The sequence below is a fragment of the Phormidesmis sp. 146-12 genome (assembly GCF_052939495.1).
In genome coordinates this window covers 42,592-55,807 of the sequence record NZ_JBJPHS010000041.1, presented here as the reverse complement: position 1 = coordinate 55,807, position 13,216 = coordinate 42,592, and the positions used below count along the sequence as shown (strand labels likewise).

Below are 13,216 nucleotides of genomic sequence, written 5' to 3'. Positions count from 1 at the left end.
CCACCACAGGGGACTTTCACCCCATTAGATCACACCCATGCTGGGCGTACACAACCCGATTGGAGCGGACTGGCAAAGTTGGTTGGTGTTGTGCAAAGGTTATCGGCAGCCGCTCAATCGGAACGTTATGCCGACTATGTAGCCGTGAGTATGTCAAGTGGGATTCAGGCTGTTTTGACTCAGATAGATGTGAGAAGAAGCCGAACAAATCCATCTTCTTTCTGGCGAAAGAAGAGCTAAGCAATTCTAAACTTGTGTGATTGAGTGTTGTCAGTTTGGTATCTAACCGACTATCCGAGGTGTCAATGCCGATTGCAGTTTCATCACTGAATTTGCAACTTTCGCATTGTCTCAAGAGTTTTTACAAAGGGAGCGTGGCTTATTCGCTTCGACAATCTTCATTCAACTAGGCATAACTACAAGCTCACGCTCGAAGCATCCAAACTGGACTTTCAATCATTGATGTTGATGCAATCCCTTAAACTCGTTGTCCCAATGTTGAGTTTTGAACGATGTTTCATCCATTCGTTGTGCTGACTGGAATTGGAGTGCCATCTGGGTTCCAAGATTGCTTGTCTCGGAGCATTGCCCAACATCGAACTAAGAGCTTACGAGCTAACGCAACAATCGCCGTTTTCTTGCGGGTTTTCTGTCCACCACAAATGCGTTCATAGGTCTGTTGTGCCCAAGGATTGAACCGTAAGAGCATCCAGGACACTTCGACTAATGCCCCTCGCAACAGTCGTGACCCTCGACGAGTAATGGATCCGAGCTTATTCGTCTGCCCAGATTGGCGCTGGTCAGGTACAAGTCCCGCATAGGCTGAAACTTGACGTGCATTGGCAAAGCGTTCAGGTTTATCAAGGGCGGTGAAGATAACTTCAGCCGTGCGCCGTCCGACTCCCGGAATCGTCATCAATCGTTGCACTTGCTCTTCGTGTTTTGCCAGTTGATTCAGTTGCTTTTCAACTTGGTCATGCTGGTCTTCTAAGTGCTCTAGCAAGGTCAATTCGAGATCTAGCTCTCCTTTCCACAGTTCATCGATACTGCATTCAGCAATGGGTTTACAATGTTGTCTCAATGCCTTGATGCCCTCAATTGTCCAAGCTTTCGCTCGACTCGGCATCGTCATGCCTTGTGCCATTAACAAGGCTCGAATACTGTTATGGATTTGATTCATCCGCCAAACTAAGGTCTTGCGATACTTCACCAATCGGCGGTACTGCCGGGTTGATGCAGAGGGCACATGCACCGGATGGATTTGATCCAGGGCAGCGAGTTTTGCTAATTTCAACGCATCGTCTTTGTCCGTCTTGCGTTTCACATTGCGCCATTGCCATGCTTCTTGGTTCGGATTTGCGACTAAAACCCGGTAGCCTTGGGTTTGACAGATATCATAGACCCAGCCACTATTGGTACAGGTTTCAATCACTACTTGTTCTGCTTGGCTTTGATGCAGGAGATTCTCGATCGCGCTTTCAAACATCGGAATCGTTTCGTAAGTTGCTTGATTGGTCGTCGTATCAAACAGACAAGCAACGCTCTTGAATTTTCCCAGGTCAATTGCGAGAATTTTCATATCAGCCTCCGAGGTTGTCTTTGAGAGGGATTTAATCTTCTACCTCCAAGGTATCGGAGGTTTCTTTTCTCCTCTCACGGCTTGCATAGATTCTCTGAGTTCTTGGTGGGGACATAGCCGAAAGCTTATCTGTTAGTGTTCCGGGTTCAGGCAGTGTGAGATTGTTGGTGAGACGGTACTTAAGGTTGTTAATGCAGCGATCGTTCACGAAAAAGTAAAGCAGCATCAAGGCATTGATTCACTTTTCTGTTTGCAGCGCTCATAGTGTCGATGTGCCTTTGCTCGATTGCCACAAGTTTCCATATCACACCAGCGACGGCTGCGATTGCGGCTTGTGTCTACAAACAGCCAACCACAGTCTTCACCGCTACACTCGCGCACTTGTTTTAATTCTTTAGCAGTTAGCAAATCTGACGCTGAACGCACTACACGCCAGAGAATGCAGTCCAGCCGATCGCAGTCTACCCACGTCCAAACGAACCCCTCTGCTGTGGAGACGAGTTGTTGCCAGGGGAGTGCTTCTTTCAAAACAGTATTCAGTCTATCCAAATCGCCTTTTGCCACCTCCTGTTTAGCGGCAATCGCTGAAAAGATGCAGTAAATCGTTTCACGCAGGGCGATCGCATCTTCAAACACAACGTTAGCCAAATCAGGTTGTTGAGCGGTGAATTGAAGCAGTCGATTTACTTGTGGTTTGCTCAGAATCTGAGTCTGCTGTCCCCAAGCAACAAGGTCAGCATAGTCGGTGAACCAATCTTCAGAGTAGCCAGTGGCTTCTCGATCGAACTGTCGATCGACAGTATTGACAAAATTCAAGCACAGCCAGCCACTCACTCGCTTCAACTGGCTCCAATCTTGCTGGGTCGATTCGTTCGCTGAGGGTTCCATAGTTTTATTGTAACCTTCTAAAGCAATTTTACTGGTTATAAGCTATGCTGTAACCTAACCACTAATTAGCGTTTAGAAGGTTAGTATCAGCCAGCCTAGAACTGGTAGGGGGTTGTATGTCGTTTTTTTCTGCCAAAACTAGCCTCAAACGCAAATCGATCGGGGTCATGGTTCTGTCTGCGGGCTGCTGGGGGTTGGGAACAGTCATGAGCAAGAGAGCATTGGAGCAACTTCCTCCGCTCACCCTGCTTAATTTGCAACTGTTTGCCAGCGTCGTATTTCTGTGGAGTATAGTTGCACTGCACCGCTTTCGTAGATCTTTTTGCCAATCTTCAGTGCTGCAATTCAAACCCCTCCTAACCTGGAAAACAATGAAGTTTGCCCTTTCAGGTTTGCTAGAACCAGGCTTTGCTTATACATTAGGACATCTCGGCTTAGCCATGACCACCGCTAGCAACACTGCCCTAATCAGCACAGTTGAGCCTGTAATCATTACCGGACTCGCTGCTCTGCTGTTAAAGGAACAAGTTAGCGCTTTACTGTTAGCATTTTCAATGACGTCGATCGCAGGAGTATTTCTCACAGTTGGGTTTGATCCACAGTTAAGTCGTGATTCCCTCATCGGTAATTCATTCATTGTGTTAGGAACCTGCTGTGCAGCGCTTTACGTGATTTTGTCTCGTCGAAGTGTCAAAAGCCTCGATCCGTTGCCGCTAGCCGCCATGCAGCAGACTGCTGGACTCGGTTGGATTATGCTCATGTGGCTGGTGTTAGAGCAAAGTGAAAGCATTCAATTAGCCAGTATTCATCCAGCAATTTGGGGATTGGTCATTGCTTCTGGCATCATCCAATTTTCTCTAGCATTTTGGTTGTATCTGATTGCGCTGCAAGGAATTCCAGCTAGTGTTGCAGCCCAGTTTTTAACGTTAATTCCGATTTTTGGCGCGTGTGGAGCTTATGTATTTTTGGATGAGCGGTTAACGATCGTTCAAGGCTTCGGCATGGTTCTGATCGTGTCTGCTGTATATGGCATGACTCGCCTTGAAACAACAAGTCAATGAACACGTTTGCACAACATATTTGCACATCTGAGAGGTATTACTGACTATGATTTCAAATCATGAAACCTTCGATGAAACCTTTCCGTTCGCGCCTCATTTTTCAACGGCTCCTGGATTTCAAATGCACTACGTAGATGAAGGAACAGGCGCAACCATCCTTTGTCTGCACGGAGAGCCAACCTGGGGTTACTTGTTTCGAGAAATTATTCCAACATTGGCGCAACGGCATCGAGTCGTTGTGCCAGATCACATGGGGTTTGGCAAAAGTGAAACGCCACAGAACCGTGAGTATACGCTAAACGATCACATTGACAACCTCGAAGCGCTGGTGCTCGATCTGGATCTACAAGACATTACTCTCGTCATGCACGACTTTGGTGGACCAGTCGGCGCAGGACTGGCAATGCGGCATCCCGATCGCATCACTCGCTTGGTTGTAACCAATGCTTTCGTGCCGCTCGGTTTGTCGCTAGAGCAGGAACTCCTGCCGCTCAATATCGCCGAAGCCGCATGGTTTCAGTGGATTATCAAAGCCTACAAAGATAGCAGCTTTGAGCCAGTCCTTGGGAATTTAAACTACAACATCCTTAGTACCATGAAGCTAAATGGATTCGAGCGGCTTTCTCAGGTTGACGCGACCTGGATTCGAGCTTACGGTTCGCCTTTTACAACGCCTCAAGAGTGCCTGGGTGCGATCGGTTGGGCGCGTGCCATTGCCGAGGGCACATTGAGATTCGAGCCACCGAGCGATCGTGCAGTTGCTACCATTCGTAGCAAGCCCGCCCTGCTAATTGAAGGGATGAAAGACCCAACCCTATTGCCCAAGTATTTTATTCCGCTATTTGAGGCGGCGTTTCCAAAGGGCGTTGTGCATCGATTGGAGAATGCTGGACACTATTGCTATGAGGATGCTTCTGAAAGCATTGCACTATTAATTGATCAGTTCGTGCAGCTTACTTAAGAAACTGCCCTCCTTAGCTGTGAATGTAGTTTTCCAACTACTCGTCGATTGCTCAGGGTCAGCACATTTTTCTCAAGAGCGCAGTCGATGTTTTCTGAGAAAAGTGTTGCAGCAATGATTTATTGCGAAAGCCGCATGAAACGCGCTGCACCGGAACGTCACAGTATACTTGGTTGGTAATTGCTCAACTTAGGCAAAATGCGGGTTTCAGTCATTTTTCAGTCATTTTCTGACCAGAGGAATAGGCTAAAAGCGCACAATTCGTGATTTTCGCGACAGAGAATTACCAAAAATAGTGGGTAAAAGGTCTGTAACTACTGATTTCTCTAGGTTGAGCAATTACCTTGGTTGAGTTGCAAAGGTTATCTGCGTCCGGTGAGCGCGGCTTGCCCCATGAGTTATACTTGCTGAATCTCACCAAGAGCTAGGGAGACGTATGGCTTCAGACTTAAACTTTGTTGAATATGTCCGCGATCAAATCAACGAAGCAGGGCAAATCTCTTTCAAAAAAATGTTTGGCGAATATGCGATCTACTACGATGAGAAAGTCATTGCGCTTGTTTGCGATAACCAACTCTTTATAAAGCCAACTGCTGGTGGGCGTTCCATGATTGGTAATGTTGTAGAAGCACCGCCATATCCAGGTGCCAAACCGTACTTCCTGATTGGAGAACAGCTTGATGATCGACAGTGGATGTCAAATCTCATTCAATTAACAGCAAGTGAGGTTCCTGCCCCGAAACCCAAAAAAGCAAAATCTAAAAAAGCAAAAACATGAAATTTGGCTACACTATTGTCTACGTCTCATCGGTTGCAGATGCACTGACCTTCTACAAGGATGCATTTGGTTTTGAAACGCGCTTCTTGCATGAGTCTGGTCAGTATGGTGAGTTGAATACGGGCGAAACGGTGCTTGCTTTTGCTTCACATGATATGGGTAAAATGAATCTCAACGGGCATTATCAAAAACCTGATCTCACTGCTATTCCTTTTGGAGTTGAATTGGCGTTTGTCACCGATGACGTAGCGTCGTCCTATGCTAAGGCAGTTGCCGCTGGCGCAATTTCCATCAAGGAGCCGAACACAAAACCTTGGGGGCAAGTAGTTGCATATGTTCGTTCGAGAGAGGGGTCATTAATTGAGCTTTGTTCCCCGATCAGCGGCTAACAACGCCCATGCACGCTGACCGCCGAGAGATGGTCGGCTATGATGCAAAGGTTATCCGCCGCGGGTGATTGGGAACGTTGGGCAGCTTAGTCTTTGGGTAAACAGTCTCAGCGATAACGAGACTAGACCTGACGAAATACCATCTATGGCACCAACACCATTGAGTGTACGCCCCGCGTCACGGGAACTGAGTAACGAGTCTTCATTAGCATGGGGTGAGGGTTTAGCGGATCTGACGCGATGCGCCAAAAGTCGATCGCCCCTCCCTGAATGCGATCATCAAAGTGGTCGTAGTTCGTGACCGCTAGATACTGACTAGAGGCATCAAACACAGCGGCTTCCGGTAAAATGCCATCAAATGGATAATCCGCTACATGATTTAACTGCCCCGTCTGCGGGTCAAGCGTGATCAGACTCACTGAGGAAAACCAGGTAATGCGCTCGTCGTCATAAGGCAAATAACTGCGTTCCAGATTCGTTGTCACTACATAACGATTATCAGGACTGAGTGCTAATCCTTCCGGGCTAACACCTGTCATTGCCCGCGAAACGAGCGCATGGCGAGATGAACCATCCGCCTGAGTTCCTGCTGCAAGTCGAATACTAACCACGCTGCCGCGAGGGGCTTCGCTCCAAGTTCCTTCCACATCCGCGCCCCAATAGAGATTGTTGACGATCACATGCCGACCATCGGCTGTGAAGCGAGCCATGAATGGAAATTTCTCAACCTGTACAACATTGCCGCTGGGCTGAAGCTCAAAATCTGTGGCTTGACGCATCACTTGGACAAAAGAGACTTCTGCCCTTGTATTATTAACCAGTGCCAACGTATCTTGAGTTGGATGCCATTCTGCATGAACCAGTTCATTTCCCTGTGGTATTCGAGGAACAACAGGATAGGCGGGTTGTCCCAATCGCCCATTTTCAAACGGAATCAACGCTAGGGGAGTTCTTGCGCCTGCCCCGTCTGGGTGAAAAGTCACTGAAACCAAAGAGCCAGAATGATTGATGCTGACAGAAGTGGGACGCTCTGCGATCACCAACTCCTGCACTGACTTAGGACGAGTTGGATCGCTTAAGTCGATCACCGTCATGCGATTCCCATGGGTGAGGTTAGCAAAGGTTTGAGTTTGCTCATCCCCTGTAGGTCGCGGTCTAAAGGTCTCAACAACCAGTGCATAGCGACCATTCGGCGTAACCGTTACAGCCGTCGGCGGTCCAGCAACTGAGTTACTCGCTGCTGCTGCATAGGCGCGAAAATCTCTCGCGTGTCCTCTCAAAGGAACAACATTAATCGTATCTTGCCCTTCACGCGCACCCAACCGACCATCTACATACGCCGATGCCAACATATCTGCATCGGAAATTGAAATGAGATAGCGTCCTTTGAAGTCAAGCGGGGCCGCCCGATCGCCTGAGCGCTGACTGATCGAATCAATAGACTGAGCGATCGCCCATCCAGGAGCGGTGGTCAATGCGATTAGTCCAAGTAGTAGACATCTATGCAGCATGGTTATTCACGTTCGGTGAACTTGGTCGTTAATGTAATTTTAGTCTCGGTCGTTTGATTGTTACTTTTCTCAGTCATACTTGCAATATTGCAAATAAAATTGTTGAGTCTTTACTCCGCCAACTCATGGGGGAATTATAATCCTCCGAACCATTCATATCCTTGATCGACCCAATATCCTTTGGTTGACATGAGTTGATTGGTTAGGACAATCTGCGTGACCCATTTACTTTGTTTGTAGCCAAGTTTGATCGGAGACGCGAGACGCAACGGCGCACCGTTATCGATCGACAACGGCTGCCCATTTTTCTGATACACCATCAGCGTCTGAGGATGCATGGCAGAAGCTAGATCCCAACTTTCATAGTAGCCATCGGCTGATTTGAAGTAGACATAGCGAGCACTCGATTTTAGTTGAGCCAGTCGGAGTAACTCTTGCAATCGTACTCCACCCCATTGCACGATCGCTGCCCATCCTTCAACACAGACATGCTGAATCACCATTGAGGTCATGGGCAATGCCTGAAGATCACTAAGGTTAAGCTGCATCGGTTGATTGACTTCACCTTCAATCTGTAATCGATATTGTTTCGGATCAATCTGCGGCGTTTGATCGAACGTGTTGATGAGAAGTTTATTCGGCTCGATCGCGCTAATCGGGAATTCAGGCACAGGCTTCTGGCTCAGTAATAGAGCTTGAGTCGCTTGATTCAAAGGTTCAAACGCTTGTCCAATTTCGCTCGATCCAAAACTTGAACCGCAGCTATTGAGCAGCAATCCAGCACCAGACAACGCAGACCAGTGCAGCAGTTGACGACGAGAAATCGGTTTAGACATCTTTGCACTATCCTTAAACAAACATCGACTTGACCAAGCGAATGGTTCCAACTTTCAACGCTAGCAATGAGTGAACAAAAGTAAATAAAATCACGATCGGAACGGTGACAAAATGAATCGTGCGAAGCGTTTGCCAATTGATAAATAGGCTTGACAATCCGTGCAGTGAAGCAGGTTTGTACATGGCTAGACCGGACGCGATCGCTAACACTAAAACCGGAAGAATCGCGGTGTAGACAAATCGGTGAAGTGCGTAATTCTTGCGTTTCGCATTCTGACTAACTCGGATCGCTTTCACATCACTTCCGCTCGCAAAGCGTTTCTGCCAACGGCGCGAAATCAGTATATACAGCCCATACCATAGTAAGTTCAAAGCATAAAACCACATTGCCGCAAAGTGCCAATTGCGACCCCCGCCGAGCCATCCACCTAGCGTTAAAAAGCTCGGAAAATGCCAAGCTCCCCGTCCACCAAACACCGGATTCGCGTTGTAAATTTGCAATCCACTGAACAGCATCACAAAGAGACTGATCAGATTTATCCAGTGAAAGATCTTCGCCAGCAAAGCTTGATTAGGAATAGGCGGGGATTTTGGGCGTTTCGCGGGTGTTGCAGTCATGACTAAAGTTCCTGAAACTAGATCGAAAATCTGGGAAAGAGTGGAGCAAGCCAAAGCTGCATCTGCACATCCCAACCCAGTAGAATAAACAGTGCGGTCATCAGCACGATCGCACCGCCGATTTTTTGCAGAACTTCACTGTAGCGGCGTAAACCCAACAGTCGCTGACCGAGTTTCCGTCCTCCATACGCAATTGCAATTAAGGGCAACGCCGTCCCAAATCCATAAGCGAGTAGCAACCCAAAAGCGCCCATTACCTGATGATTCACGGCTGCGAGAACGAGAATTCCACCGAGAACCGGACCCGCGCAGGGTGTCCATAACAATCCCAATTGAGTGCCCAGCCAAAACTCACCCCATAGCCCAATTCGAGGACGTTCCTTTGTCCATTGCTGGATCGGCAAGTAGCTAGACAGATGATACCCCCATTTTGGAAACAGGGTGAAGAGTCCAAGAATTAGTAGAAGTGCGATCGCAGTAGTTCTCAAAAGATTCGCGAATCCGGTCAACCAACTTGCACTGATGCCGAGTAGACTCCCTGCAACCGCGAAGCCACTGATTAGACCTACAACCAGCGCGATCGGACCATAGCGATGAGACTGAAGCGATCGCCCCACCAGCACTGGAAGAATCGGCAGCACACAGGGCGATAAAACTGTCACGATGCCAGCGAGAATTGCAATTTGAAAGGAAAGAGTGGATGAGTTCATAGCAGACCGTTAGCTCTCTTTCAAGAGTTGCTGAATCATTTGCTCAGTCGTATCGTAAGCGCCTTCTCCAACATGGTCATAACGCATCACACCCCGTCGGTCTGCCAAAAATAGATGAGGCCAATATTCATTGCGATAGACTTTCCAGGTTCCGTAATCGTTATCGATCGGAACAGGGTAAGTAATTTGATGCTGCTGTAGTGCACGTTTGATATTGTTCGGATCGCGCTCAAAGACGAATTCTGGGGTGTGAACCCCAATTACTTTCAATCCTTGTGCGGCGTATTGACGATGCCACTGACTCATGTGGGGGAGCGTACGCTGACAGTTGATGCAGGCAAATGTCCAGAACTGAATTAAGACAACGTTGCCTTTGAGATCCGCGATCGACAAAGGATCGGAGTTTAACCACTGCTGAATTTCCTGAAAATCAGGGAGAGTCATTTCAGCAGCAGCTAAGCCAGGAGTTATTTCTGGTTTAGTTGCCGTGGGTAAGCTCGTTGCAGTTGAGTTTTGTCGCTGAGTGCCTAATTTAAGTGTTGTTGCTGCACCTGCGCCAAAGAGACCCAAACCGAGGTAGAACAGAAGTTGGCGGCGTTGGCGGAAATTCTTGTAGAGTAGAAGTTGGCGACGCTGAGAAGAACTTTTGTTCATCGAGGTTGCACAGAATGAAGAGCGGATCGACGATTTGAATAATTTTGCGTTGAACGGGTAAGTCGTCGATCGACAAACCTTGTTTGAAGAAGCAACGAAAAGATTAAAGCTTAGTAGGATCTTTCTTCATTGCGTCGCCATCTTTTTTCATGGCATCACCCTGCTTCATTGCGTCACCATCTTTCTTCATGGCATCACCCTGCTTCATGGCATCACCATCTTTCTTCATTGCGTCGCCGTCTTTCTTCATGGCATCACCCTGCTTCATTGCATCTCCGCCTTGCTTCATCGCATCGGGCTGAGTCGTACTAGCAGCACTTGGAGAAGGCGCGGCTTGTTGAGTTCCTGTCGGGGCACTGGAGCAAGCTGTAAGGCTGCTGATTAAAGCGAAAGTACTGACTAAACCAACAATTCTTCGATTCATGATCTGTATCCGGAGTGTAGAGTGAATGTGTTCGATCGAGGTGTGAATCAGCTTAACTGCTGAATGGAACTTGAACTCTAGCTGTACCAAGGGGAATTTGTCCAGCTAAACCTTCTTGCTCCGCTGAAACTCCATATTCCAAAACCTGGTTCCAAGGTGTAATTTGAGGAACACCAGAAAAGTCAATCTCCAAAGCACTACCCGGAGTCACAGCTTGATCGAAGGCAATGACAACTTGCTGCTTATTTGCAGAAATTTTGCTGGTGATTGCTTTACCTGTTTGATCGGTGACTTGGATGTTTGAAAATCCTTCCATTTGGCTGGGAATGCTGATTGTTAAAGTCTTCAGCGCATGGTTCGCAACGGCTACTCGGATCAGATGATGATTGCCGACAACAGCAGAACTCGTGACAGTTGGAGCATTAGAAGTAGAGGAAGTCAGCATTTGGGCGGCTGTGGCGATCGAGGTTCGTGGAAGTGGAGCAGAAAAAGCGGGAAGTGAAATTGCAGTTGTGGCAGCGCTCAAAAGGAATGCAGAAAGATAATTAGCAAAAATCGGTTTCATGCTCTATTCTCCAATAGTTAGCAATTTTGGCGTTGAACTCTAAGCTGCCGTTTCTAGTGACTACTGAAACTTCGGAGGTTGCTGTCCAGTGCGCTCAAATAGCCTCGATCTTGTAGCGTAGACTCTGGCAAACGATTGGCTCGGATTGCTGCTTGTACAACGTCTTTCGCCGTGATAGTTCCAGCCTCGTATGATGTCTCCAGCGTGCCATAGCTGCTAATTCCTTGCTCCTTCAGATAACCCCGTTGAGCCAGAAAAGCAAGGTCAAAGGGGCTGAGTAATGCTTGGTTAGAAGCGAGCTGAACCATCGCGCTGTCGTAGCTCAAAGGTTGACGATCGACACGAGTTTCTGCTTTAGCAGAAGTGGCAATGAATGTACTCAGCGCGAGAATGGGTAGGGTTACTGTGAAAAAGCGTCTCATGGTTTTGTCCTCAGGGTGTAGTGGGTTGAAGATTGGAATGATGCTCAGACGTGAATCGAAGGCAAGAAGCACTGCTCTGGTGTTATCTCTTAGCGAGTAGCATTGCTTGGAGCTTGCAGGGGTGCATAACCAAAAGTTGCGTTTGCCATGCGACACCAGATCCCAACTGACTTGAACTTGCTCAAATCAACCGTTGCAGGAATCGGATAACGCTGCTCTCCAGCGAATTTTTGCAGTTTGCCGAGATTGATGTATTGAGTCAGGTCTTGGTACGTTGCAGGGGGCTTGTTTGAAGGGTCAAGCACAACATGCAGGTCGGGACCTTGATCGCTCGTTTGGAACGCTGAATCGAACACTAAATAGCGTTGACCATTCTCGACCACAACGCGAGCCGTTCCAACGGTCGGCTTTTCGGCTGCCGCAAAGGTTCCGACGGCTGCAATCGTTCCGCCTGCTTGAGCGATCGTAGCAGGTTGACGTGAAGTTTGAAGTTGCTGAGAGTACATCTGACCGCTCGTAACAGGTCTAAAATCTTGTCCGGCTTGGGACAAGAGCGGCAATGCAAGCGCGATCGTGGAAATGACACCGAAGGGGATGAGTTGATTGAGTTTCATGGTTTGTCTCCATAGAGTTGAATGTTTGTGGTTCAGCCGCTTTGTTGTGTTGGCTTATTTGTATCTTCACTCTGCAACCTAAATCTGGACTGAGGTTTCTCTGAGAGTTTTAAACCTATCTTTTAAGCAATCTCTCAGAAACCAAATTATGGGCAGTCTCCAGGGCTGCACTGGCGCTGACACAGCAGTAATCCAAACCACGCCTGTGAATCAGTCCAAATTTGCAGCGGTTGCAGCAATTGTTTCTCAAGTTCAACCGCAAGGGCTGACAGATTGAATTTGCGGGAGATTTCTGTGCGAATCGTTTCCCCTGCTTGAAGTGTGATCTGATAGTCTAGGTTTTTTAGTTCAATGGTTTGGGCAATCAAACTCTTCAAGTGCATTTCAATGTGATGATCCGCAGAATTATAAAATGCCAGATGCCTAAATTGATTGAGAACAAAGTTTCCCTGAAAACGCTGATTGAGATGTTGCAGGATATTGAGATTGAATGCCGCTGTGATTTTTTGAGCATCGTTGTAAGCCGCTTCAACAATGTCAATCGGCTTTTGCAGATCAACCCCCAGTAAGAAGAATTCTCCAGGTTGCAGTGCTTGTTGAACTTGAGCCAAAAATTGATGGCGCGTCTGCTCATCCAAGTTTCCCAATGTACTGCCCAGAAAAATCAGCATTCGGTTTTTCAATGCAGGGGGCGGAAGTTTTGCCAATGCTTGTTCGTAAGTTCCAGCGAAGCCGCACAGTCGTAAAGTGGGATACTGAGTGAGCAAGTTTAATGCTGTGCTTTTAAGGATGCCTGCACTGACATCAATCGGGCAGTAGTGTAGTTCAGTGAGCGGTTGATAGGCATCTAGCAGCAATCGAGTCTTACGTGAACTGCCGCTGCCCAATTCTACTAATTCGCAAGCGCCAGTCAATTGAGCAACTTCTGACGCACAAGCTTCTAAAATGGCTTGCTCAGTTCGGGTGGGATAGTACTCTGGCAGATCGCAAATTTGCTCAAAGAGTGCAGAACCGCGATCGTCGTACAGATATTGGCAGGGCAGCGTTTTTTGAGCGTGGGTCAGTCCTTGAATGACATCGTGCCCAGAGATCGCAAATTCGGTTGCTGCACTCAAAGTAATCCAGCGCAACCGATCGGCTTGTTGCTCGCTCCTAACTTGGAAAATTTCCATACTGTAATTTTGAGACAATATTGTATGAGAGAA

The 13,216-nt window shown here is 47.7% G+C and carries 17 protein-coding genes; 5 read left to right on the top strand and 12 right to left on the bottom strand.

Translation table 11 applies throughout. The annotated features are described in order from the left end of the window. Nucleotides 1–240, top strand: a 240-nt coding sequence (locus tag ACKFKF_RS17990; protein ID WP_446868948.1) for a hypothetical protein, incomplete at its 5' end; no start/stop codon positions are given. A gap of 277 nt (nucleotides 241–517) precedes the next feature. On the opposite strand, the gene ACKFKF_RS17985 is transcribed toward ACKFKF_RS17990, so the two are convergent. Together ACKFKF_RS17985 and ACKFKF_RS17980 are read right to left on the bottom strand one after the other, a co-directional pair. Further along, nucleotides 518–1,579, bottom strand: a complete 1,062-nt coding sequence (locus tag ACKFKF_RS17985) for an IS110 family transposase (RefSeq protein ID WP_446868947.1) — start codon at nucleotides 1,577–1,579, stop codon at nucleotides 518–520. 225 nt (nucleotides 1,580–1,804) lie between these two features. After that, nucleotides 1,805–2,467, bottom strand: coding sequence for a CGNR zinc finger domain-containing protein (locus ACKFKF_RS17980; RefSeq protein WP_446868946.1), 663 nt, complete (start codon nucleotides 2,465–2,467; stop codon nucleotides 1,805–1,807). A gap of 116 nt (nucleotides 2,468–2,583) precedes the next feature. Between ACKFKF_RS17980 and ACKFKF_RS17975 the strand changes: the two genes are divergently transcribed. The 4 genes from ACKFKF_RS17975 (at nucleotide 2,584) to ACKFKF_RS17960 (ending at nucleotide 5,656) form a co-directional block, all read left to right on the top strand. Then, complete coding sequence (locus tag ACKFKF_RS17975) at nucleotides 2,584–3,528, top strand: DMT family transporter (RefSeq protein ID WP_446868945.1); 945 nt, start codon at nucleotides 2,584–2,586, stop codon at nucleotides 3,526–3,528. Between the two features lie 46 nt (nucleotides 3,529–3,574). Then, the gene (locus ACKFKF_RS17970; RefSeq protein ID WP_446868944.1) at nucleotides 3,575–4,489 is read left to right on the top strand and encodes an alpha/beta fold hydrolase; all 915 of its coding nucleotides are present in this window, start codon (nucleotides 3,575–3,577) and stop codon (nucleotides 4,487–4,489) included. Nucleotides 4,490–4,925: 436 nt separating this feature from the next. Further along, on the top strand, nucleotides 4,926–5,267 hold the full coding sequence (locus tag ACKFKF_RS17965) for a TfoX/Sxy family protein (protein ID WP_446868943.1): 342 nt from the start codon (nucleotides 4,926–4,928) through the stop codon (nucleotides 5,265–5,267). Then, complete coding sequence (locus ACKFKF_RS17960; protein WP_446868942.1) at nucleotides 5,264–5,656, top strand: VOC family protein; 393 nt, start codon at nucleotides 5,264–5,266, stop codon at nucleotides 5,654–5,656. The genes ACKFKF_RS17965 and ACKFKF_RS17960 overlap by 4 nt, the downstream gene beginning before the upstream one ends. Nucleotides 5,657–5,799: 143 nt before the next feature. On the opposite strand, the gene ACKFKF_RS17955 is transcribed toward ACKFKF_RS17960, so the two are convergent. The 10 genes from ACKFKF_RS17955 to egtD form a co-directional block, all read right to left on the bottom strand. Continuing rightward, nucleotides 5,800–7,131 carry a hypothetical protein gene (locus tag ACKFKF_RS17955; protein WP_446868940.1) on the bottom strand — a complete coding sequence of 444 codons (1,332 nt, stop codon included), beginning with the start codon at nucleotides 7,129–7,131 and terminating at the stop codon, nucleotides 5,800–5,802. A gap of 170 nt (nucleotides 7,132–7,301) precedes the next feature. After that, nucleotides 7,302–8,003 carry a molybdopterin-dependent oxidoreductase gene (locus ACKFKF_RS17950; protein WP_446868938.1) on the bottom strand — a complete coding sequence of 234 codons (702 nt, stop codon included), beginning with the start codon at nucleotides 8,001–8,003 and terminating at the stop codon, nucleotides 7,302–7,304. Between the two features lie 13 nt (nucleotides 8,004–8,016). After that, nucleotides 8,017–8,622, bottom strand: a complete 606-nt coding sequence (locus ACKFKF_RS17945) for a cytochrome b/b6 domain-containing protein (protein ID WP_446868937.1) — start codon at nucleotides 8,620–8,622, stop codon at nucleotides 8,017–8,019. A gap of 17 nt (nucleotides 8,623–8,639) precedes the next feature. Continuing rightward, nucleotides 8,640–9,332, bottom strand: a complete 693-nt coding sequence (locus tag ACKFKF_RS17940; protein WP_446868936.1) for a cytochrome c biogenesis CcdA family protein — start codon at nucleotides 9,330–9,332, stop codon at nucleotides 8,640–8,642. Between the two features lie 9 nt (nucleotides 9,333–9,341). Continuing rightward, nucleotides 9,342–9,986 (bottom strand): thioredoxin family protein, encoded by a 645-nt coding sequence (locus ACKFKF_RS17935; protein WP_446868935.1) that lies wholly within the window; start codon nucleotides 9,984–9,986, stop codon nucleotides 9,342–9,344. A gap of 103 nt (nucleotides 9,987–10,089) precedes the next feature. Further along, the gene (locus ACKFKF_RS17930) at nucleotides 10,090–10,410 is read right to left on the bottom strand and encodes a hypothetical protein (protein WP_446868934.1); all 321 of its coding nucleotides are present in this window, start codon (nucleotides 10,408–10,410) and stop codon (nucleotides 10,090–10,092) included. Between the two features lie 52 nt (nucleotides 10,411–10,462). After that, entirely contained in the window at nucleotides 10,463–10,975 is a 513-nt protein-coding gene (locus ACKFKF_RS17925) for a hypothetical protein (RefSeq protein WP_446868933.1), read from the bottom strand. 53 nt (nucleotides 10,976–11,028) lie between these two features. After that, complete coding sequence (locus tag ACKFKF_RS17920) at nucleotides 11,029–11,397, bottom strand: hypothetical protein (RefSeq protein WP_446868931.1); 369 nt, start codon at nucleotides 11,395–11,397, stop codon at nucleotides 11,029–11,031. Between the two features lie 89 nt (nucleotides 11,398–11,486). Further along, nucleotides 11,487–12,011 carry a DM13 domain-containing protein gene (locus ACKFKF_RS17915; protein ID WP_446868929.1) on the bottom strand — a complete coding sequence of 175 codons (525 nt, stop codon included), beginning with the start codon at nucleotides 12,009–12,011 and terminating at the stop codon, nucleotides 11,487–11,489. A gap of 146 nt (nucleotides 12,012–12,157) precedes the next feature. Then, nucleotides 12,158–13,183, bottom strand: coding sequence for an L-histidine N(alpha)-methyltransferase (egtD, locus tag ACKFKF_RS17910; protein ID WP_446868928.1), 1,026 nt, complete (start codon nucleotides 13,181–13,183; stop codon nucleotides 12,158–12,160). Between the last annotated feature and the right edge of the window lie 33 nt (nucleotides 13,184–13,216).

Bases quoted from the DNA above. Each gene is read 5' to 3' on its own strand.
- ACKFKF_RS17925 (WP_446868933.1), bottom strand. From the start codon at position 10,975: ATGAAACCGATTTTTGCTAATTATCTTTCTGCATTCCTTTTGAGCGCT.
- ACKFKF_RS17980 (WP_446868946.1), bottom strand. From the start codon at position 2,467: ATGGAACCCTCAGCGAACGAATCGACCCAGCAAGATTGGAGCCAGTTG.
- ACKFKF_RS17970 (WP_446868944.1), top strand. From the start codon at position 3,575: ATGATTTCAAATCATGAAACCTTCGATGAAACCTTTCCGTTCGCGCCT.
- ACKFKF_RS17985 (WP_446868947.1), bottom strand. From the start codon at position 1,579: ATGAAAATTCTCGCAATTGACCTGGGAAAATTCAAGAGCGTTGCTTGT.
- ACKFKF_RS17965 (WP_446868943.1), top strand. From the start codon at position 4,926: ATGGCTTCAGACTTAAACTTTGTTGAATATGTCCGCGATCAAATCAAC.
- ACKFKF_RS17915 (WP_446868929.1), bottom strand. From the start codon at position 12,011: ATGAAACTCAATCAACTCATCCCCTTCGGTGTCATTTCCACGATCGCG.
- ACKFKF_RS17960 (WP_446868942.1), top strand. From the start codon at position 5,264: ATGAAATTTGGCTACACTATTGTCTACGTCTCATCGGTTGCAGATGCA.
- ACKFKF_RS17945 (WP_446868937.1), bottom strand. From the start codon at position 8,622: ATGACTGCAACACCCGCGAAACGCCCAAAATCCCCGCCTATTCCTAAT.
- ACKFKF_RS17920 (WP_446868931.1), bottom strand. From the start codon at position 11,397: ATGAGACGCTTTTTCACAGTAACCCTACCCATTCTCGCGCTGAGTACA.
- ACKFKF_RS17935 (WP_446868935.1), bottom strand. From the start codon at position 9,986: ATGAACAAAAGTTCTTCTCAGCGTCGCCAACTTCTACTCTACAAGAAT.
- ACKFKF_RS17940 (WP_446868936.1), bottom strand. From the start codon at position 9,332: ATGAACTCATCCACTCTTTCCTTTCAAATTGCAATTCTCGCTGGCATC.
- ACKFKF_RS17930 (WP_446868934.1), bottom strand. From the start codon at position 10,410: ATGAATCGAAGAATTGTTGGTTTAGTCAGTACTTTCGCTTTAATCAGC.
- ACKFKF_RS17950 (WP_446868938.1), bottom strand. From the start codon at position 8,003: ATGTCTAAACCGATTTCTCGTCGTCAACTGCTGCACTGGTCTGCGTTG.
- ACKFKF_RS17975 (WP_446868945.1), top strand. From the start codon at position 2,584: ATGTCGTTTTTTTCTGCCAAAACTAGCCTCAAACGCAAATCGATCGGG.
- egtD (WP_446868928.1), bottom strand. From the start codon at position 13,183: ATGGAAATTTTCCAAGTTAGGAGCGAGCAACAAGCCGATCGGTTGCGC.